The 20385-nt window shown below is 64.0% G+C and carries 20 protein-coding genes; 3 read left to right on the top strand and 17 right to left on the bottom strand.

The features are described 5' to 3' along the window. Window positions 1-261: 261 nt before the first annotated feature. Entirely contained in the window at window positions 262-1203 is a 942-nt protein-coding gene (locus tag EOD29_RS18080; protein ID WP_127247365.1) for a glycosyltransferase, read from the bottom strand. 67 nt (window positions 1204-1270) lie between these two features. Further along, complete coding sequence (locus EOD29_RS18075) at window positions 1271-2212, bottom strand: CPBP family intramembrane glutamic endopeptidase (protein ID WP_095799601.1); 942 nt, start codon at window positions 2210-2212, stop codon at window positions 1271-1273. Window positions 2213-2470: 258 nt separating this feature from the next. Here EOD29_RS18075 and EOD29_RS18070 point away from each other — a divergent pair, with 258 nt between their 5' ends. Continuing rightward, a complete protein-coding gene (locus EOD29_RS18070; RefSeq protein ID WP_067324628.1) occupies window positions 2471-3535 on the top strand; it encodes a TraB/GumN family protein in 1065 nt (354 codons plus the stop codon). A gap of 599 nt (window positions 3536-4134) precedes the next feature. On the opposite strand, the gene lpdA is transcribed toward EOD29_RS18070, so the two are convergent. From lpdA to EOD29_RS17990, 15 genes are all read right to left on the bottom strand, one after another. Beyond that, entirely contained in the window at window positions 4135-5541 is a 1407-nt protein-coding gene (lpdA, locus tag EOD29_RS18060; protein ID WP_127247364.1) for a dihydrolipoyl dehydrogenase, read from the bottom strand. Between the two features lie 24 nt (window positions 5542-5565). Then, window positions 5566-6321 carry an SDR family oxidoreductase gene (locus EOD29_RS18055; protein ID WP_127247363.1) on the bottom strand — a complete coding sequence of 252 codons (756 nt, stop codon included), beginning with the start codon at window positions 6319-6321 and terminating at the stop codon, window positions 5566-5568. Continuing rightward, on the bottom strand, window positions 6318-6776 hold the full coding sequence (locus EOD29_RS18050) for a hypothetical protein (RefSeq protein WP_164763790.1): 459 nt from the start codon (window positions 6774-6776) through the stop codon (window positions 6318-6320). Before EOD29_RS18050 ends, EOD29_RS18055 begins: the two co-directional genes overlap by 4 nt. 62 nt (window positions 6777-6838) lie before the next feature. Further along, window positions 6839-7420 carry a hypothetical protein gene (locus EOD29_RS18045; protein ID WP_127247361.1) on the bottom strand — a complete coding sequence of 194 codons (582 nt, stop codon included), beginning with the start codon at window positions 7418-7420 and terminating at the stop codon, window positions 6839-6841. 10 nt (window positions 7421-7430) lie between these two features. Beyond that, window positions 7431-8723, bottom strand: a complete 1293-nt coding sequence (gene odhB, locus EOD29_RS18040) for a 2-oxoglutarate dehydrogenase complex dihydrolipoyllysine-residue succinyltransferase (RefSeq protein WP_127247360.1) — start codon at window positions 8721-8723, stop codon at window positions 7431-7433. Between the two features lie 51 nt (window positions 8724-8774). Continuing rightward, window positions 8775-11762, bottom strand: a complete 2988-nt coding sequence (locus EOD29_RS18035; protein ID WP_095782743.1) for a 2-oxoglutarate dehydrogenase E1 component — start codon at window positions 11760-11762, stop codon at window positions 8775-8777. A gap of 126 nt (window positions 11763-11888) precedes the next feature. After that, entirely contained in the window at window positions 11889-12791 is a 903-nt protein-coding gene (gene sucD, locus EOD29_RS18030; protein WP_067323640.1) for a succinate--CoA ligase subunit alpha, read from the bottom strand. A 12-nt stretch (window positions 12792-12803) separates the two neighbouring features. Next, window positions 12804-13301 (bottom strand): DUF1579 family protein, encoded by a 498-nt coding sequence (locus EOD29_RS18025; protein WP_127247359.1) that lies wholly within the window; start codon window positions 13299-13301, stop codon window positions 12804-12806. A 3-nt stretch (window positions 13302-13304) separates the two neighbouring features. Next, window positions 13305-13676 carry a cupin domain-containing protein gene (locus tag EOD29_RS18020; protein ID WP_127247358.1) on the bottom strand — a complete coding sequence of 124 codons (372 nt, stop codon included), beginning with the start codon at window positions 13674-13676 and terminating at the stop codon, window positions 13305-13307. Between the two features lies 1 nt (window position 13677). Then, a complete protein-coding gene (locus EOD29_RS18015) occupies window positions 13678-13911 on the bottom strand; it encodes a hypothetical protein (protein WP_127240721.1) in 234 nt (77 codons plus the stop codon). A 6-nt stretch (window positions 13912-13917) separates the two neighbouring features. Beyond that, window positions 13918-15111, bottom strand: a complete 1194-nt coding sequence (sucC, locus tag EOD29_RS18010) for an ADP-forming succinate--CoA ligase subunit beta (RefSeq protein WP_095799609.1) — start codon at window positions 15109-15111, stop codon at window positions 13918-13920. A 25-nt stretch (window positions 15112-15136) separates the two neighbouring features. Further along, window positions 15137-16105: a malate dehydrogenase gene (mdh, locus tag EOD29_RS18005; protein WP_067323649.1), complete on the bottom strand. Its 969-nt coding sequence runs from the start codon at window positions 16103-16105 to the stop codon at window positions 15137-15139. 388 nt (window positions 16106-16493) lie between these two features. Beyond that, a complete protein-coding gene (zapE, locus tag EOD29_RS18000; RefSeq protein ID WP_127247357.1) occupies window positions 16494-17690 on the bottom strand; it encodes a cell division protein ZapE in 1197 nt (398 codons plus the stop codon). A 78-nt stretch (window positions 17691-17768) separates the two neighbouring features. After that, window positions 17769-18308 (bottom strand): protease inhibitor Inh/omp19 family protein, encoded by a 540-nt coding sequence (locus EOD29_RS17995; protein ID WP_095779966.1) that lies wholly within the window; start codon window positions 18306-18308, stop codon window positions 17769-17771. Window positions 18309-18499: 191 nt separating this feature from the next. Then, a complete protein-coding gene (locus EOD29_RS17990; protein ID WP_245322415.1) occupies window positions 18500-18943 on the bottom strand; it encodes a VOC family protein in 444 nt (147 codons plus the stop codon). Between the two features lie 132 nt (window positions 18944-19075). On the opposite strand from EOD29_RS17990, the gene EOD29_RS17985 reads away from it, so the two are divergent. Together EOD29_RS17985 and EOD29_RS17980 are read left to right on the top strand one after the other, a co-directional pair. After that, window positions 19076-20089: an MBL fold metallo-hydrolase gene (locus tag EOD29_RS17985; RefSeq protein WP_127247356.1), complete on the top strand. Its 1014-nt coding sequence runs from the start codon at window positions 19076-19078 to the stop codon at window positions 20087-20089. Between the two features lie 59 nt (window positions 20090-20148). Further along, entirely contained in the window at window positions 20149-20310 is a 162-nt protein-coding gene (locus tag EOD29_RS17980) for a DUF1328 family protein (RefSeq protein ID WP_066991727.1), read from the top strand. Window positions 20311-20385: the final 75 nt, after the last annotated feature.

Raw genomic sequence — 20385 nt, 5'->3', positions numbered from 1 at the left:
TTCGACCCGAGAGGTAGTGCGTTCGCGCCGGGTCGCCAAGCCAAAGCGCAAAGCCAAAAAGCACCCGGGGGCGCATCGCGCTGCCGGGTGTTGGCCTCCAGGATCGGTTTACAGCTCTCGCCTCAAAGAGGCTTCGGCGTCCTGGTCGGCTTTCGCGGAGAGGGTCTCGTCGCGGAATTCGTGCGCGTCTAGACAGGAAATCGGCGGCGGAGTCAAGGCTGGGGTCGTTTTGAAGAGCAAGACACCGCGCCCAAAGGGGGTTCAGGGCAGCTTTTCGCCGTCCAGGATGCGCGTATAGAGATCGAGATAGCCGTTTGCCGTCTTGGCGATGGGAAATCGCGCGGCGGCGGATGCACGGCACTGCTCAGGGGACAAGCCGGCGATGTCGGCCAAGGCCTTGGCGAACTCGGCATCGGTGTCGAAGAGGCGACCGGTGGCGCCGTCGACGATTTCGGGCAGCGCGCCGCGCCGTGTCGTCAACACCGGCGTGCCGCAGAGCATCGCTTCGACCGGCGCCATGCCGAACGGCTCTTCCCAGGCGATCGGGTTGAGAAAAGCTCTGGCTTCTCCCAGCAGGCGCAGCTTCTCGTCGCCGTCGACGACGCCGTGGTAGCGGAAGCGGCGGCCGAGGCTCTTGAAGAAGACACCCTGGCGTCGAACCTTGGTGCGCTGCAGGAGCTGCCAGCGCGAGCCGCCGGCGATATCGAGCTGGAAATCGAAGGCACGGGCGAGATCGACAGCCCGGTTGAGGTTCTTGCCGGCGCGGGCGATGCCGGCCAGAAACAGGAGCCTGCCCGTCTTGCGGGCGGACAGCCGATAGGCGTCGACCGGAAAGCCGTTGTGGACGAAGGTTTCCCGCCCATGGTTGCGCGCATGGCTGGCGCTGACGAAGTTCCAGTTTGGCCTGTTTTGCGTGAATTCCGGGTCGAAGCCGTGCATCGTATAGAGCGCCGGTCGCGAAATCTCGATGTACCAGCCATTGAAATGCACGATGTCGGTGTCGGCCGGGATCGCAGCGCGGCATTCAGCGGCCGAAGAGGCCTGCCGCACTTCGCACAGCGGATGGCTCGAGCCGCGAGCGGCGATCAGGACCACCTTGTGGCCGAGACGCGAAAGCTCTGTTGCCAGCCAGTCGACCTGCCGCTCAGTGCCGCCATAGCCTTTGCAGGGAATGGTGCGTTCCGCCACCAGCGTGATGCGCATCAGGCGAGCCCATCGGTTTTCTGGTTGACCACGGTTTGATCAAGAAACCGGTTTCCGCTTTTTTGGATCATGGCTCGTCCGGCCCGACCTTCAGGGGGGAGCGGCGATGCAGAAGCAGGAGCATCGTCAGCAGCGTGCTTACGATGCCGATCGCGGCGATGAGAACGGCGTCCCAATTGGTCCAGCCGGGGCCTTCCAGCGGCTTGGCGTTGAACAGGGCGAAGGAATTGTAGCTCTGCTGGTGCGAGATCAGCAGGAAGCCGATCAGATTGTTGCCGAGATGGGCGCCGAATGCAGCGCCGAGATTGCCGGTCACATAGACCAGCAGCGTCAGCAGCAGCGCGAAGGCGGCGATCGAGACCAGCACGCTGGCATTGATGGCAAGCGTCGAGGCCGGGCTCCAATGCAACGCGGTGAACAGAAGCCCCGGCAGCGCGGCCCAGATCAGCGGGCTGCCAAAGCGGCTGGCGAGGCCACGCAGCAGATAGCCACGGAACAGAGCCTCCTCCGATGAGGTCTGCAGAAAGGCGAGCGGCACGATCGCGAGAAGCAAGAGCAGCCAGGACGAGAACGCGATCGATCCGCGGACGATCTCCGGCTGCAGCCAATAAAGCAGCACCTCGGAGAACAAGGAGGTTGTCAGAACCGCGACCAGGCCTTTGAGAAACCCGCCGCGCGAGATGCGGCGGTCTGGGCCGATCAGCGCCGAGAGCGGCTCGCCATGAACGAAACGCATCGCGGCCCAAAGACCGATCCAGATGCCGGCAAAGGACGCCAGCGCGGTGAGGATGCCGGCGGGAGAGGCAAGGAAATCCTGGATCGGCTGTCCGGTCGCCGGGCCCGGGAGGCGCAAGACGATGAAGGCGGCGGTGCCGGCGACGAGCACGACCAGCGTCACGGCGAGCCAGAAGAGAACGACGATCGCCGTTCCGAGCAGGAGCCGGAGCAGGGTGGTTTTCTCGTTCGGCGAGCGCCGGTAGCGCTCGAAGGCGGCGTTGTCGATGATCACACGGGGTCCCCTGCCGGGCGCTTTACGGTCGCATGATCTAGGGGATCGGCGTTTTCGGCGCAATCTCTCCCGTCAGATCCAGCAACCAGTTGGGCCGCTCGACCGCGGGGATCATCGAAACTGGCGGCAGATCAGCCACGGCCTTCCATCGGCGCCGGGCCACCCGTCTAACGCTGCCGCCGGGAATCCGAGCCGGTCGACAACAATTTCGGCTCTCGATTAACCGTTTTGCCGCTTTTTGCGCTTAAGAAGCTTGCCATGAAACGCGTTATCGCCATCGCCGACCGCGCGGCCCTCGTCTCGTTGAAGCTGCTCGCAGCGCTCAACCTGCTGTTTTTCCTTTCGTTCCTGCTCGTGCTGCTGCTGGCCGGCCGCGCGCATGCCGAAGCGCCCGCCTGCGGCGGCAGCGACCTGCTGGCGGGTCTTGCAAAGAGCGATCCCGCCGCCTTCAAGAAGGTCGAGACCGAAGCCGCCGCCGTTCCAAACGGCCGGGGGCTGTTGTGGAAACTCGAGAAACCGGGCGAGGAGCCGTCCTATCTCTTCGGCACCATGCACATGACGGACGCGCGCGTCACCACGCTGCCTGCCGCGGCCCAAAAAGCCTATGAAGGCGCCGACACCATCATCATCGAAACCACCGACGCCCTCGACAAGGCCAAGATGATGGCCGCCATGGCCGCCGAGCCTGGCCTGATGATGTTCACGGACAACACGACGCTGTCCTCGCTGCTGTCGCCCGAGGATGCGGCAGTACTGAACAAGGGGCTCGATGCACGCGGCATTCCGCCTCTGACGGTGGCCAAGATGAAGCCGTGGATCCTGTCGGCCATGGTGGCGCTGCCGGCCTGCGAGGTGGCGCGCCAGAGCGCCGGCGCGCCGGTGCTGGACGTCAAGCTGGCCGCCGACGCCAAAGCGTCCGGCAAGGACGTCGAGGGGTTGGAAACCGCCGTCGACCAGTTGCGCGCCATGGCTTCGCTGCCGCTCGCCTACCACATGAAGGGGTTGGTCGAGACGCTGAAGCTCGGCGACAAGGTGAACGACGTCAACGAAACCATGATCGTGCTCTATCAACGCGGCGAGGTCGGCATGTTCTGGCCGCTGTTTCGCACCGTGCTGCCCGACACGGCGGACGACCAGGCCGGCTATGCCGCCTTTGAGCAGACCATGATCACCAGCCGCAACAAGGTCATGGTCGCGCATGCCATGCCGATTCTGGCCAGGGGCAATGCCTTCATGGCGGTCGGCGCGCTGCATTTGCCCGGCCCTGACGGACTGGTCGAAGATTTCCGCAAAGCGGGGTATAGTGTTACCGCCGTCAACTGAGTCGTCTGGCGGCTGGGGAGCGGAAAATGCCGGTTTTTCAGCGCTTTCCGTCCGCCTGCGTGAAACCCATTGGGGGATCCGCGCGTTGATGGCTGCTATTTGATGCCTTTCATTCCAAGGAGGACACGTTTCATGGCGAACCCTAACGACCCCTACACCCCGTCGAGCACGCCGCCCTCGAGGGGCGGTGGTGGCGGCAGCGGGTGGCTGATCGCCCTAGTTGTCATTATCCTGGCCATTGTTGCGTATTATGTTTTTGGCAGAACCGGCGGCGAGCAGGCCCCGGCGACTTCCGAGCCGCCGGCCGCGACGACGCCGGCCCCGGCGCCTGCAACGCCTGAACCAGCGCCCGCAACGCCTGCTCCAGCTCCTACGCCAGCCCCGGCACCCGCGCCCACTCCGACGCCTCCCCCGGCTCCGGCACCTGCGCCGTCTCCGTGATCAGGCTATAGCTCCACGACGAACGGCCCGCCGAAGGCGGGCCGTTTTGTTTGGTAGCAACTACACCCTTCGTCATCCTCGGGTCTGCGCGCGTCGCTTCGCTCCTTGCTTCGTCCTAGGATGACGATGGGCTTTCGGCGCCGGCGCGTGACGAGCACCTAAATATGGATCGGCTTGAAGAACGTGGCCAATGCCGCTTCCTTGACTGCCTCCGACATGGTCGGGTGGGCATGGCAGGTGCGGGCGAGGTCTTCCGAGGAGCCGCCGAACTCCATCAGCACCGCCGCCTCGTGGATCATCTCGCCGGCGCCGAAGCCGACGATGTGAACGCCGAGCACGCGGTCGCTCGTCTTGTCGGCGAGGATCTTCACGAAGCCGTCGGTGTGCAGCATGGCCCGCGCGCGGCCATTGGCGCTGAAAGGGAACTTGCCGACCTTGTAGTCGATGCCGGCCTTTTTAAGCTCCTCTTCGGTCTTGCCGACCGAGGCGATTTCGGGGCTGGTGTAGACGACGCTCGGGATAACGTCATAGTTCACATGACCGGCCTGGCCGGCGATCGTCTCGGCTACCGCCACGCCCTCGTCCTCGGCCTTGTGCGCCAGCATCGGCCCGGCAATGACGTCGCCGATGGCATAGATGCCGGGCACGTTGGTCCTCAGATGCCCGTCGGTCTTGACCCGGCCGCGCTCGTCCATCTCGACGCCGGCGTCTTTCAATCCAAGGCTGTCGGCGTAGGGGCGCCGTCCGGTCGCGACCAGCACGACATCGGCCTCGATGGTTTCCGCCGCGCTGCCCTTGACCGGCTCGAACGTCACGCTGGCGCCCTCCTTGGATTTGGCGACGCCGGTGACCTTGGCGCCGAGCTTGAATTCGAACCCTTGCTTGGACAGCAGCCGCTGGAATTGCTTCGAGACCTCGCCATCCATGCCGCCGAGGATGGTGTCGAGGAACTCGACGACGGTGACCTTGGCGCCGAGCCTGGCCCAGACCGAGCCGAGCTCGAGCCCGATGACGCCGCCGCCGACCACCACAAGACTGCCCGGCACCTTGGCCAGCGACAGCGCGCCGGTCGAGGACACGATCACCTTCTCGTCGAAGTCGACCTTGACACCCGGAATGCCGGCGACATCGGAACCGGTGGCGATGACGATGTTCTTGGTCTCTATCTCCTCGACCTTGCCGTCCTCGCCGGTGACCGACACCTTGCCGGCGCCGATCACCTTGCCGGTGCCGCGGAAAGAGTCGATCTTGTTCTTCTTGAAGAGAAAAGCGACGCCGTTGACGTTGGAGGCCACGGTCGCATCCTTATGCGCCAGCATCTTCTTCAGATTGAGTTTTGGCGCGCCGACCTCGATGCCGAGCATATCGAAGGCATGACCGGCTTCGGCGAACGTCTCGGAGGCGTGGAGCAGGGCTTTCGACGGGATGCAGCCGATGTTGAGGCAGGTGCCGCCGAAGGTGACGTTCTTCTCGACCACCGCCGTCTTCAGGCCGAGCTGTGCCGACTTGATGGCGCAGACATAGCCGCCCGGTCCCGATCCGATGATTACGACGTCATAAGCCATGATGGTGTCCTTCTGGTCTGGCCTTCAGCGGCCGCCGCTCACATTCAGGATCGCGCCCGTTATATAGGAGGCCGCGTCCGACAAAAGGTAGAGAACCGCGCTCGCGACCTCGTCGGCCGTGCCCGCACGCTTCAGCGGCAGCAGATCCTGCATCCGCGCCACGCGCTCCGGCTGGCCGCCGGAGGCATGGATGTCGGTTTCGGTGATGCCTGGACTGACGGCATTGACGCGGATGCCTTCCAGCGCCACCTCGCGCGCCAGACCAACGGTCAGCGTGTCGATCGCGCCCTTGGAAGCGGCGTAGTCGACATATTCGCCGGGCGAGCCCAGTCTTGCCGCCGCCGAGGAAAGATTGACGATGGCGCCGCCCTTGCCGCCGTGACGGGTCGACATGCGCTTGACAGCCTCGCGGGCGCAGAGGAAGGAGCCGACGACGTTGATGCGCATCATGCGCTCGACCCGCTCGGCGCTCATCTCGTCGACACGCGCCTTGATGTCGACGATGCCGGCATTGTTGACGAAGGCGTCGAGCCGGCCGAAAGCCCGGTCCACCGTTTCGAACATCGCGATGTCGTCGGCCTCGTTGCCGACATCGCCCCTGACCGCGAAGGCCTCGCCGCCCGCGGCTTCGAGCTCGGCGACGAGCGCATCGGCGGCGGCCCGGTTGGAGACATAGTTGATCGCCACCCGATAGCCGGCCCGACTGGCCTGCCGGCAGATCGCGGCGCCGATGCCGCGGCTGCCGCCGGTGACCAGCAGCGTCTTCTTGTCGGCATTCATTCCTGGCAGCCTTTCAGGGCAAAGACGTCCCACGGTACTTTTGAGAAGCCCGCCGGACCGTAAGCGGCTGACATTTCGAGCGACGGTCCGAGATCGGGAAAGATCAGGCTCTTCGGCGCATCCGCGCCCTCGGACGGCAGCAGACCCACGACGCCCTTCTCATCGGCGCTATAGATCACGCCTTCCCAGACCGTGCAGGCGGCGAGCTCCTCGCCGGTGACGTCGCCGGTCGGGCATTTGTACATCAGCGAGCCGTGCGGCCGCCCGGCGGAGCCCTCGGTCCACATGGCGATGCCGTCGAGCACGGTATTGTTGTCGAGCATCATGCGGAATGTGTTGGTGATCGTCGCCGAGGCACCCGTCGGGGTGAAGTCGATCTCGGCCCCGCTTTTCGCCTCGCCATAGACGGCGAGCTGGATCGGGCAGGCGGCCTGGCCGACCGCCGGGATCAACATCACGCCGGCCGCTATCGATGCGGTCGAAAGACTTTCGGACAAGTAAGAGCAGATCGTCACCGCTATCCGCCTTGAACAGCTTGATCGAGGATGAAGACCGTCGAAAGAAAATAATCTATCTCGAACGCGGCATTGTCCTTCCGGTCGACCGGAATCGCGTTCACCTCATACTTGAGGGTCAGGACGCGAGAACTCTCCGCCAGCTCGATAAAGACGTCGCGCTCGCGACCGCCTCCGATTGCCCATTTGAACTCGCTCTTGTTCAGGAACTGCAATGCCTTGGGCAAGGTATGTATTTCTATCGGCTTTGCGCCTGCAAAAGTCACGGGATGCCGGCCCACATCAAGATCGAGATGGCCATACCAAGTTGCCATCATTCCGCCGGACCGCAATCTACCGAAGACGGGGTCGACGCTAATCGATCTCAGTCGAAGATCGGGGCTGAAGAAAAACTCGCAATTGCGACCGTAGATGCACCAAGCCGACTCGGCATCATCGTGGCGATAGTAATTATCCGCCCGGACGTTCTCCGGATCGATCAAGCCTCGAACCGTTTCACGGGTGCTTTTGCCAAGCTCGATTGGTCCGGCCCGACCTGTCGTCAGAAGCTCGAACAGGTCGATTGGCTCGGCTGACTCGGCCATCTCGGATCACTCAGAGATCGAGCACCAGCCGCTCGGGATCCTCCAGGCTTTCCTTGACGCGGACGAGGAAGGTCACCGCTTCCTTGCCGTCGACGATGCGGTGGTCGTAGCTGAGCGCCAGATACATCATCGGGCGGATGACGATCTGGCCGCCGACCACCACCGGCCGCTCCTGGATCTTGTGCATGCCGAGGATACCGGACTGCGGCGCATTGAGGATCGGCGTCGACATCAGCGATCCGTAGACGCCGCCGTTGGAGATCGTAAAGGTGCCGCCCTGCATGTCGGCAACCGAAAGCTTGCCGTCGCGCGCGGCGAGGCCCAGCCGGCCGATCTCCTTCTCGATCTCGGCGATGGACATCTGGTCGGCATCGCGCACGACCGGGACCACCAGGCCCTTGTCGGTGCCGACGGCGACGCCGACATGCGCAAAGTTCTTGTAGATGATGTCGGCGCCGTCGATCTCGGCATTGACCGCCGGGATCTCCTTCAGCGCATGGGTGACGGCCTTGGTGAAGAGGCCCATGAAGCCGAGCTTCACGCCATGCTTCTTCTCGAACACGTCCTTGTACTTGGCCCTCAGCGCCATCACCGCGCTCATGTCGACCTCGTTGAAGGTGGTGAGCATGGCGGCGGTCGACTGCGCCTCCTTGAGCCGGCGCGCGATCGTCTGGCGCAGCTTGGTCATGCGCACGCGCTCCTCGCGCGAAGCATCGTCGGCCGTCGACGGCGCGCGGGCCGCGACCGGTGCGGGAGCAGGAGCAGGAGCCGCTTTCGGCGTCTCGGCCGGCTGCGAGGGCGCGCCCTTGGCGATGGCATCGAGGACGTCGCCCTTCAGCACCTGGCCGCGCTTGCCGGAGCCCGTCAGTTGCTCGACCGAGAGGTTGTGCTCGGCGATCAGTTTGGCCGCGGCCGGCGCCGGCGGCATGGTGCGCGGCTCGACCGGCCCGGCGTCGCCGGCCATCTTGGCGGTTTCGGCGGCGGCCTGCTTGGTCGTGGATGCGGCGTCCGGACTGGACGCCTGCGCCACCGCCTGCGGCTTGGTGGCGGGAGCGGCGGCTGCGCCGCCGGCCGAAATCGAGCCGAGCAGCGCCCCGACATTGACCGTCTCGCCTTCCTTGACGGTGATCTCGGAGAGCGTCCCGGCGCCCGCGGCGGGCACCTCCACCGTCACCTTGTCGGTTTCGAGCTCGACCAGCGGCTCATCGGCGGCGATCGCGTCGCCGACCTTCTTGAACCACTTGCCGACGGTCGCCTCGGTGACGGATTCGCCGAGAGTGGGGACGCGGATTTCGGTAGCCATTGTGCCTGTCCGTTCTCTTGTCTTCTTGAGGTCTGTTTGGTCCGGGTCTGCTTATTCGCCCAGCGCGTCGTCGAGCAGGGCGGAAAGCTGGCTGAGATGCTTCGACATCAGCCCGGTGGCCGGCGAGGCCGAGGCCGGCCGGCCGGTATAGCGCACCCGCTGATGCTTGGCGTCGATATGCGCCAGCACCCATTCGAGATAAGGATCGATGAACGACCAGGCGCCCATGTTCTTGGGCTCCTCCTGGCACCACACCATCTCGGCGTTGCGGAAACGCGACAGCTCGGTGATCAGCGCCTTGGCCGGGAACGGGTAGAGCTGCTCGACGCGCAACAGGTAGATGTCGGTGATGCCGCGCTTCTCGCGCTCCTCGTAGAGGTCGTAATAGACCTTGCCGGAGCAGAGCACGACACGGCGGATCTTGGAATCCTTCACGAGCTTGATCGGCTGGTCGGCCAAGAGCTGCGCATCGTCCCACAACAGTCGGTGGAACGAGCTTTCGCCCGCCATCTCCGACAGCGTCGACACCGCCCGCTTGTGGCGCAGCAGCGACTTCGGCGTCATCAGGATCAGCGGCTTGCGGAAGTCGCGCTTCAACTGCCGGCGCAGGATGTGGAAATAGTTAGCCGGCGTCGTGACGTTCGCCACCTGCATGTTGTCCTCGGCGCAGAGCTGCAGGAAGCGTTCGAGGCGGGCCGAGGAATGTTCCGGCCCCTGGCCTTCATAGCCGTGCGGCAGGAGGCAGACGAGGCCCGACATTCTCAGCCACTTGCGCTCACCGGACGAGATGAACTGGTCGAACACCACCTGGGCGCCGTTGGCGAAATCGCCGAACTGCGCTTCCCAAAGCGTCAGCGCCTTGGGCTCGGCAAGGCTGTAGCCATATTCGAAGCCGAGCACCGCCTCTTCCGAGAGCATCGAGTTGATGACTTCGTAGCCGGCCTGGGCCGCAGACAGATTGTTGAGTGGAATGTAGCGCGTCTCGTCACGCTGGTCGTAGAGCACGGAATGGCGCTGCGAGAAGGTGCCGCGCTCCGAATCCTGGCCGGAGAGCCGGATCGGATTGCCGTCGAGCAGGATGGCGCCGAAGGCCAGCGCCTCGGCGGTCGACCAGTCGATGCCGTCGCCGGATTCGATCGCCTGGCGGCGGTTCTCGAGGAAGCGCAGGATCGTCTTGTGCGCCTCGAAATCCTTCGGCACCTCGGTCAGCTTCTTGCCGATTTCCTTCAGCGTGCGGACCGGCACCGCGGTCTTGCCGCGCCGCTGTTCGTCCTGGTTGTCGGCCGTGCGCAGGCCGGACCAGGCGCCGTCAAGCCAGTCGGCCTTGTTCGGCTTGTAGGACTGGCCGACTTCCCACTCCTGTTCCAGATGCGCGCGCCAGTCGGCCCGCATCTTGTCGACCTCGGCCTGGGTGATGTGACCCTCGGCGATCAGCCGATCGGCATAGACCTGCACAACCGTCTTATGGCTGCGGATGTTGCGGTACATGATTGGCTGCGTGAAGGACGGCTCGTCGCCTTCATTGTGGCCGAAGCGGCGGTAGCAGAACATGTCCACCACCACCGGTTTGTGGAACTTCATGCGGAATTCCGTCGCCACCTTCGCGGCATGCACCACCGCTTCCGGATCGTCGCCGTTGACGTGGAAGATCGGCGCTTCGATCATCTTCGCCACATCCGACGGATAGGGCGAGGAACGCGAGAAGCGCGGATTGGTCGTGAAGCCGATCTGGTTGTTGATGATGAAGTGCAGCGTGCCGGCGACGCGGTGGCCGCGCAGGCCGGAGAGCCCGAACATCTCCGCGATCACGCCCTGGCCGGCGAACGCCGCGTCGCCATGCAGCAGCAGCGGCATCACCTTGGCTCGCTCGGACAGCGGCACGATCTCGCCGCGCTCGCGGCCGGCGAGCTGGTCCTGCTTGGCGCGCGCTTTGCCCATCACCACCGGGTCGACGATTTCCAGATGCGAGGGGTTGGCGGTCAGCGACAGGTGCACCTTGTTGCCGTCGAACTCGCGGTCCGAGGAGGCGCCGAGATGGTACTTCACGTCGCCCGAGCCCTCGACATCGTCGGGAGCGGCCGAGCCGCCCTTGAACTCATGGAAGATGGCGCGGTGCGGCTTGGCCATGACCTGCGAAAGCACGTTGAGGCGGCCGCGATGGGCCATGCCGAGCACGGCCTCCTTCAGGCCGAGCTGGCCGCCGCGCTTGATGATCTGCTCCAGCGCCGGGATCAGCGACTCGCCGCCGTCGAGGCCGAAGCGCTTGGTGCCCTTGTACTTGACGTCGATAAATTGCTCGAAGCCTTCGGCCTCGACCAGCTTCGACAGGATCGCCTTCTTGCCGGTGGCGGTGAAGGTGATCTCCTTGTCGGCGCCCTCGATGCGCGCCTGGATCCAGGCCTTCTCCTCGGGGTCGGAGATGTGCATGAACTCGACGCCAAGCGTCGAGCAATAGGTGCGGGTGAGGATATCCAGCATCTGCCGGATGGTGCCGAACTCGAGCCCCAGCACATTGTCGAGGAAGATCGGCCGGTCGTAGTCGGCTTCGGTGAAGCCGTAATTCTCCGGCGACAGCTCGTTATAGTCCTCAAGCGGCTTGGCGATGCCCAGCGGGTCGAGATTGGCGTGCAGGTGGCCGCGCATGCGAAAGGCGCGGATCATCATGATGGCACGCACGGAATCGCGCGTCGCCTGGTGAACGTCCGCATCGGAAAGGGCCGCGCCGTTGACGACCGCCTTTTCCTTCACCTTCTTTTCGATGTGCTTTTCGACCAGGCCCCAATTGCCGTCGAGCGCCGAAACCAGCTCACCATTGGCCTGCATCGGCCAGGACGGCTTCGCCCAGGAAGCGCCCTTGGCGTTCTTGCGCACGTCGCCCGCGTCGTCCTTCAGCGCGGCGAAGAAGTCCTGCCATTCCGGATCGACGGAGCCGGGGTTGTCCTCATAGGCGGCATAGAGCGCGTCGATATAGTCGGCATTGCCGCCATAAAGGAACGAGGTGAGCGAGAATTGGTCGTTGGCCTGATCTTGTCTTGCCATTTTCGTCTGCGGAGCCTGGCTCCGTCTCCTTTTATGGAAGGGAGTAGGGGAGTAAGGCAGTAGGGGAGTAGGGCATTTTTGCCGCTGATCTTTCCCTGCTGCCCTATTCGGTTACTCCCTACGCCCTTAACCTTTGATCGCCTCGACCAGCGTCGTGCCGAGCCGCGCCGGTGACGGCGAAACCTTGATGCCGGCCGATTCCATCGCCGCGATCTTGTCTTCCGCGCCGCCCTTGCCGCCGGAGATCACCGCGCCCGCATGGCCCATGGTGCGGCCGGCGGGCGCCGTGCGCCCGGCAATGAAGCCCGCCATCGGTTTCTTGCGGCCGCGCTTTGCCTCGTCCTTCAAGAACTGCGCGGCGTCTTCCTCGGCCGAGCCGCCGATCTCGCCGATCATGATGATCGACTTGGTCTCGTCGTCGGCGAGGAACATCTCGAGCACGTCGATGAACTCGGTGCCCTTGACCGGGTCGCCGCCGATGCCGACAGCAGTGGTCTGGCCGAGGCCGACATTGCTGGTCTGGAAGACCGCTTCATAGGTAAGCGTTCCCGAGCGGGAAACAACGCCGACCGAGCCCTTGCGGAAGATGTTGCCGGGCATGATGCCGATCTTGCATTCGTCGGGGGTCAAAACTCCCGGGCAGTTCGGGCCGATCAGCCGCGAGGAGGAGCGGTCGAGCCGCGCCTTGACCTTGACCATGTCCATAACCGGGATGCCCTCGGTGATGCAGACGATCAGCGGGATCTCGGCCTCGATCGCCTCGATGATCGCTTCGCCCGCGCCTGCCGGCGGCACATAGATGACGGAGGCGGTGGCGCCGGTCTTCTCCTTGCCCTCGGCGACGGTGGCGAAGATCGGCAGGGTCTCTCCCTTCGCGCCGGTCCAGGTCTCGCCGCCCTTCTTCGGATGGACGCCGCCAACCATCTTGGTGGCGTGATAGGCCAGCGCCTGCTCGGTATGGAAGGTGCCGGTCTTGCCGGTCAGGCCCTGCACCAGCACCTTGGTATTCTTGTCGACGAGAATGGACATCGCGCCCCTTTTTTAAAAACCGTTGATCGAGGAAGGCGAAACGCGCCCGTAGAGGCCGCTCACCATGTCTTGCCAGGCGTCGCTGCCGGCGGGCTTGAAGTGCAATCGCATGCGGTAAGTATCAGTGCCGTCAAAGCTGTAAGTCACGCGAGCCGAGCCGCGCGGCGACGACCGTTCCAGCACAAGCTCGTTGCCGTTCCATGTGCCCGTAGCCGGTGAGACCGGCACGAAACCCATCGAGTCGAACTGATGCATGGTGACGACGTCGTTCGGCTGATCGAAGCCGAACACATTATGCGCGCCGAACGAGATCGTACCGTCGCGGCGCTGGCGGTAGCGCTGGACCACGAACTGGCCGCCGAACTGCGCGTCCGCAAGCACTTCCGAAGTCGCGGCGCCGGCATCGGTCCATTGCGTCGCCGCGACATCTTCCTCGCCACGCCACGCGCCGACCAGCGCCTGCAGGCGCTGGTGATCGGCCGAGAGGGATGAGAAAGGCGTCGCGTTCATGGCTCAGAGCCGCTTCAGATCGGTGACGGTGAGGTCGCTTTGGGCATTGCCGGTGTTGAGGGTGGTCGCCGGCTCGAACATAAGCACCACGGGCTCGATAGTCAGCGAACGCGGCCGATGCTCGACGCCGCGCGGCACGACAATGAAATCGCCCTCGCCGAGCTCGACCGGTCCATCGCGGAAATCGATGGCGATCTTGCCGCGCAGCACGAGGAAGGCCTCGTCCTCGTGATCATGCGCGTGCCAGTCGAAAACCTCGCCGAACTTGGCGACCTTGGCCTGGCTGTCATTGACGTCGCCGGCGATGTGCGGATCGAAGACCTTGGCGATCTTCGCATCCGCCGCCTCGACCAGGTTTATCTTGCGCGGAGGCATCCTATGACCTCCGCCCCTGAAGTTCCGACTTCAGGTCACGCAGCACGGCTACAATTTCCCGATTCGTCTCGACGAGCTCACGAATAGCGGTCGCGTTGTCATGGCCGGCAAGTTCCCGGGCTCGCACATACTGCTTTAGAGTGACGAGACCCCAGATCCAGATCACCAGGAAAATCGCCATCGGCAGCCATGCAATGACGTATCCAAGCAAGCTTTGCGTGGCGTCCTGTTCCACAGCCGTTTAGCCCTTCACCGCCTTGACGATCTTCTTGGCCGCGTCGTCGAGGTCGTCTGCCGACACGACGTTCAGGCCGCTGTCATTGATGATCTTCTTGCCGAGCTCGGCATTGGTGCCTTCCAGCCGCACCACCAGCGGCACCTTTAACCCCACTTCCTTGACCGCGGCGATCACACCCTCGGCGATGACGTCGCACTTCATGATGCCGCCGAAGATGTTGATCAGGATGCCTTCGACCGCCGGATCCTTGGTGATGATCTTGAACGCCGCCGTCACCTTCTCCTTTGAAGCACCGCCGCCGACATCGAGGAAATTGGCCGGCTCGGCGCCGTAGAGCTTGATGATGTCCATCGTCGCCATGGCGAGGCCGGCGCCGTTGACCATGCAGCCGATATTGCCCTCGAGCGCGACATAGGCGAGGTCGTATTTCGACGCCTCGATCTCCTTCTCGTCCTCTTCGGTGGTGTCGCGCAGCTCCATCACGTCGGGATGGCGGAAGAGAGCGTTGTTGTCGAACGACACCTTGGCGTCCAGCACGCGCAGCCGGCCGTTCTTCATGACGATCAGCGGATTGACCTCGAGCAGGCTCATGTCCTTCTCGACGAAGGCCCTGTAGAGCAGCGGGAACAGCGTGTCGCCGTCTTGCGCCGCATCGCCGTCCAGCTTCAGCGCGGCGTTGAGCTTCTTCACATCATCGGCCGTCACGCCCTTTTCCGGATCGATGGCGACGGTGAGGATCTTCTCCGGCGTGTCATGCGCCACCGCCTCGATATCCATGCCGCCCTCGGTCGAGACGACGAAGGCGATGCGCCCGACCGAACGGTCGACCAGGATCGACAGATAGAGCTCACGGTCGATATCGGCGCCGTCCTCGATATAGAGGCGATTGACCTGCTTGCCGGCGGGTCCGGTCTGCTTGGTGACCAGCGTATGACCGAGCATCTCATTGGCGTTGGCGATCACTTCCGCCGCCGACTTCGCCAGCCGAACGCCGCCCTTGGCGTCGGCAGGCAGTTCCTTGAACTTGCCCTTGCCGCGGCCGCCGGCATGGATCTGGCTCTTCACCACATAGAGCGGGCCGGGCAGCGTCTTGGCGGCGGCTTCCGCCTCGCTTGCCTTGAACACCGGAACGCCGCTTGCGACGGGGGCGCCGAACGACTTCAGCAGCGCCTTGGCCTGATATTCATGGATGTTCATGCGCTTGGTCTCCGGAGAAGGACGATTACTTGCCGGCGAGATGCGGGGCGATCTTGGTGCAGGCCTCGGTGAGGCCCTGCACGGCCGCCACCGAATTGTCGAACATCTTCTGCTCGGCCTTGGAGAGGTCGATCTCGATGACGCGCTCGACACCGCCGGCGCCGATCACCACGGGGACGCCGACATAGGTCCCCTTGACGCCGTACTGGCCGGACAGGTGCGCCGCGCAGGGCAGCACGCGCTTCTTGTCTTTCAGGTACGATTCGGCCATGGCGATGGCCGAGGCCGCCGGCGCGTAATAGGCTGAGCCGGTCTTCAAGAGTCCGACGATCTCGGCGCCGCCGTCGCGAGTGCGCTGCACGATCTGGTCGAGCTTCTCCTTGGAGGTCCAGCCCATCTTGACGAGGTCGGGCAGCGGGATGCCCGACACGGTCGAATAGCGGATCATCGGTACCATCGAATCGCCATGGCCGCCGAGCACGAAGGCGGTGACGTCCTCGACCGAGACCTTGAACTCTTCCGCCAGGAAGTAGCGGAAGCGGGCGCTGTCCAGCACGCCGGCCATGCCGATGACATGGCTGGTCGGCAGGCCCGAAAACTTCTGCAGCGCCCAGACCATGGCATCGAGCGGGTTGGTGATGCAGATGACGAACGCCTTCGGCGCGTATTTCTTGAGACCCGCGCCGACCTGTTCCATGACCTTGAGATTGATGCCGAGAAGATCGTCGCGGCTCATGCCGGGCTTGCGCGGCACGCCGGCGGTGACGATGCAGACATCTGCGCCCTCGATGCCGGCATAGTCGTTGACGCCTGTCAGTCTGGAGTCAAATCCGTCGACCGGCGAGGACTGGGCGATGTCGAGACCCTTGCCCTGCGGAATGCCCTCGGCGATGTCGAACAGCACCACGTCGCCGAGATCCTTCAGGCCGATCATATGGGCGAGCGTGCCGCCGATCATGCCCGAGCCGATGAGCGCTATCTTGTTGCGTGCCATGTCAGGATGTTTTCCCTTTGTCTGTGACGGTGCCGTGACGGGGGCCGGGGGCCGGAAGGAATGCGGGAAACCGCGGGATTTCGCCGAACCCAATAGCTCCGGCATGGAGTAAATTCAAACGGTTATTTTGCACCCAGTGTTTTCAATCGGTTAGATGCATTGGGAATTACGTAAACGTCAAAATTTTCGAGCTAACTGACCAGAATTTATACAATAAACGATGAAATCAGAAGGCCTTCATCCCGGCGATGACGCCGTTGTGATTTTAGGAGGGGCGGACAGAGGCAAGTGGGGCGGCCGAGCGGTTTGGCAGGTGCGCATTCAAGCGACGAAGCGCTTATCGCTTCGCGTCGCTCTGTCTAAGGATGACGACTCCAGGCGGCTACGTTCACGCCTGCCGCGCCTCCGCGGGTTCCGCCCCGACTTGCCGCCTCTCCGCCCAGCCTTCCAGCCAGTCGCGGCTCTGCATTTCGATCAGTCGCGAGGCAGTGCGCTCGAATTCCAAGACTTCCGTGCCGCGCCTGGCGGTGTAGAGCCCCTCGGGGGGCGCGGCGGCGCTCATCACCAGCCGCATGTGGTGGTCGTAAAGCGTGTCGATGAGCAGAATAAAACGCTTGGCTTCGTTGCGCTTGCCTTCGCCGAGCACCGGCACATGGTCGATGAAGACGGTCGAGAAGCGGTCGGCGATGGCCAGATAGTCGCGCGCGCCGAGCGGCTTTTCGCAGAGATCGGCGAAGGAGAAACGGGCGGCATCGCCGGCAGCGCGCGGCACCACGAGCTGACGCCCTTTCAGCGTCAGCGTCATCGCCGCGGTCGGCCTGCCATGTGTCATCGTCTTCCAAGCGTCGTCGAGCGCGCGGTCGGCCGCGGCGTCGGCGGGCGTGACATAGATCGGCAAGCGGTTGAGCTTTTCCTGCCGGTAGTCCTTTTCGGCATCCAGCGTCAGCACATGCGCATGACGTTCGAGCAGGCCGATGAAGGGCAGGAAAAGCTGCCGGTTGAGGCCGTCTCGATAAAGGTCATGAGGCGCGACGTTGGAGGTGGCGACCAGCACGACGCCTTTGGAAAACAGCGCCGAGAACAGGCGCGACAGGATCATGGCATCGGCAATGTCGGTGACCGAAAACTCATCGAAGCACAGCACCCAGGCCTCCTCGGCCAGCGCCCTCGCCACCGGCGGGATCGGATCGTCTTCCTTGACATCGCCGTTCTTGCGCGCCGCCCGGTGTTTTTGGATGCGGTCCTGCACGTCGGCCATGAAATCGTTGAAATGGACGCGGCGCTTTCGCCTGACCGGCAGGAGATCGAAGAACATGTCCATCAGCATCGTCTTGCCGCGCCCGACGCCGCCATGGATGTAAATGCCCTTGACGGCCTCGCGCGGCTTGTTGCTGCGCGCGAACAGCCAGCCCAGCGCGCTCGATTTCTGCGCCAGCCTTTTTGCGGAGATCTCGTCGGTCAGCCGGTCGAGCGCGGCGACGACGCGCTCCTGCGCCGGATCGCGTTCGACCACGCCGGTTTCCACCAGATGGTCGTAGCGCTGCCTGACGGTCGCATGCGTCTGAAGGCCGTCACGCAGGTGCATAGGTCACGTCGTTCTCGGGCAATTTCGGAAAGCGGCTTGTCATCCGAAACTGCGTGAAACAATAGGGGAGGGTCCGCCCTACCTTGTAAGCGAGATCGGCTGGCCGTTGGAAGTCTGGCCGTCGAACTTTTCGCCGCCGGAGGAATAGAGCCTGGCCAGCGTGCCGCCGTTTTCGTCGTAGAGCGTCAGCTGCTTGCCGGCGACATTCCACGACTTGATGCCGTCGATCGGAGCCGGGCAATGCAGCGGACCGGCGCGGTAGCCGGCGCCGAACTTGGTCTGCGGCGTCGCCACTTTGCAGCTCTGGCCGGAGACACTGACATTCCAGACGCCGGCGACGCTGGCCGCGGTCAGGTCCGCAGCGCCCGTGGGCGCCGAACCGTCCGGCGGCAGAGAAGCCATCTGACTGTTCTTCGGCGCGGTGGGGAATTGCGACGGGTCGGTGGTGCCCGGAGCAGCCGGCGGCGGCAGCTGGTTCTGCGTCACCGTGCCGGAGGGCGCCGGCGTGAGCGGCGCCGGCTGCTGATCGTCCATCGATGAGAAGCGCGAGGTCGAGCAGCCGCTCGCAACGAGCGCGGCCAGCGATACGGCCAAAAGGCCAGTCTTCGAAAAAGTCATTCCAACCTCCGTCGGATCCGGTGGGGGGCGCCGTCCGCGTAAACACTCGCTTCACCAAGATGGCGAAGGTGGCAGAATTTCAACCCGATATGGTTAAAATAGGGTTTTCGGAGCTGGTGTTGCAAATTTGTCGCGACGGCCTTCCTTACCGGGGCGCCAGTCGAGAAATTGGACCGTAACGTCTTGAAATTTCAGGCTTGCAGCGGCGCGCTGGGCACGAAGAGATACCCGTCCGGACCAACGATATAGCATTCGCGCAAGCCATGCGGCTTGTCGATCGAACCGGCCAACACGATGTGGCCGAGTGCTGCCGCCTTTTTTTCGACCGCATCCGGATCGGCGCCATAGAGGCGCAGCTCGATGCCGGCGCCACGCGTTTCGGCTCCGGCAAAGACGCCGGTCATCGGATTGTCGAGATAGGAATGGTCGGCATGCAGCATGAAGATCGAGCCCAGCAGCTCGATGGCCGCGAAATCCTCGTCGGCATAGATGATGCGCGCGCCTAGCACATCGCGGCAGAAAGCCTCCATCGCCGCCATGTCGGTGACAAGCAAGTTGACGCCCAGCCCATGCGGCAGCGAGCGGCCGAAATCCTCGGCCTTCATCCACGGTGTCCCGGTCCGCTTCTTCGCCACGGTGTTGTTCCTCCACATCGTCGATCCTAGTCGAAGCAGACCGTTGGCCCTTGGCATTCCCCAGCAAAATGCTTGCGCCAGGCGGCGGCGTCCTTATTTCAGGACAAGCGACAGGGAGCGGGCGGAGAAACGATGGCCGCAAGAACAAGAGCAGCCAACCGCTACTATAGCGGCCCACTCAGCGATCATTTCGACGGCAGCCTCTTTTTCAATCCCGACGGCAGGCCGCCGGCGCGCTTCACCGATTTGCTGAAATGGCAATTGAGCGGTGGGCGCTCGAAATGGCCGGCGGCCTGGCCGAGCCCATATCCGCAGGCGAAGCCCGAACAACGGATCGAAGGCGCCGCGCTTCGGCTCACCATGGTGGGTCACGCCTCGCTGCTCATCCAGACAGCCGGCCTGAATATCCTGACCGACCCGGTTTGGTCCGAGCGTGCCTCGCCTTTCGGCTTCGCCGGACCGAAGCGGGTCAACGCGCCGGGCATCGCCTTTTGCGACTTGCCGCCGATCGACCTGGTGCTGCTCAGTCACAACCACTACGACCATCTCGACCTCGCGACCCTCAAGCGGCTGAAGCAAAGCCACGACCCGATGGTGATCACGCCGCTCGGCAACGATGCGATCATCGGCACTGCCGTGCCCGGCATGCGCGTGTCGGCACATGATTGGGGCGACAGCGTCGAAGTCGCCAGCGACGGCATCATCCACATCGAGCCGGTGCATCACTGGTCGCCGCGCGGCGGGCGCGACCGGCGCATGGCGCTGTGGGCGGGCTTCGTCGTCGATACGGCGGGCGGCAAGGTCTATTTCGCCGGCGACACCGGCTTCCATGGCGGCACCAACTACCGCCGAATGGCGGAAAAGCATGGCGGGTTTCGGCTGGCCATCCTGCCGATCGGCGCCTATGAGCCGCGCTGGTTCATGGCCCCGCAGCACCAGAATCCGGCGGAAGCCGTCCAGGGCATGAGGCTGTGCGGCGCCGTCCATGCTGCCGGCTGCCACTGGGGCACCTTTCAGCTCACCGACGAGCCGATCGAGGAACCGGCGCAAAAGCTCGCCGAGGCACTGACGGCCGAAGGCATTTCGCCGAAGCGTTTTCGCGTCATGCGCCCGGGCGAAGCATGGGATGTGCCGCCGCCTGGCTAAGGAACCCAGCCCGGGCAAACGCGTTGGTTGCACAGCGCAAATCCGCCTCGGAGCTTTCCATGATCAAGTGGATCATCATCCTTCTTATCGTTGCCGCTGCGGCAAGCCTGCTTGGCATGCCCGCGCTCGCCGGCGCCGCCGCCACAGGTGCCCGCATACTGATCGGTATTGTGCTGATCATCTTCCTGCTGATCGTGCTCGGCGTCTTCGCCGTGACTTAGCTCGCATATTCGCCGCGGCAGGCCAGAGCCGCGTCCTGGCCGGGAGTCGCGTTGCACTGGTAATTCCCGCCCGTT

Source organism: Mesorhizobium sp. M1A.T.Ca.IN.004.03.1.1 (genome assembly GCF_003997555.1).
Lineage (GTDB): Bacteria > Pseudomonadota > Alphaproteobacteria > Rhizobiales > Rhizobiaceae > Mesorhizobium.
This window is presented reverse-complemented; position numbering and strand designations above follow the sequence as displayed.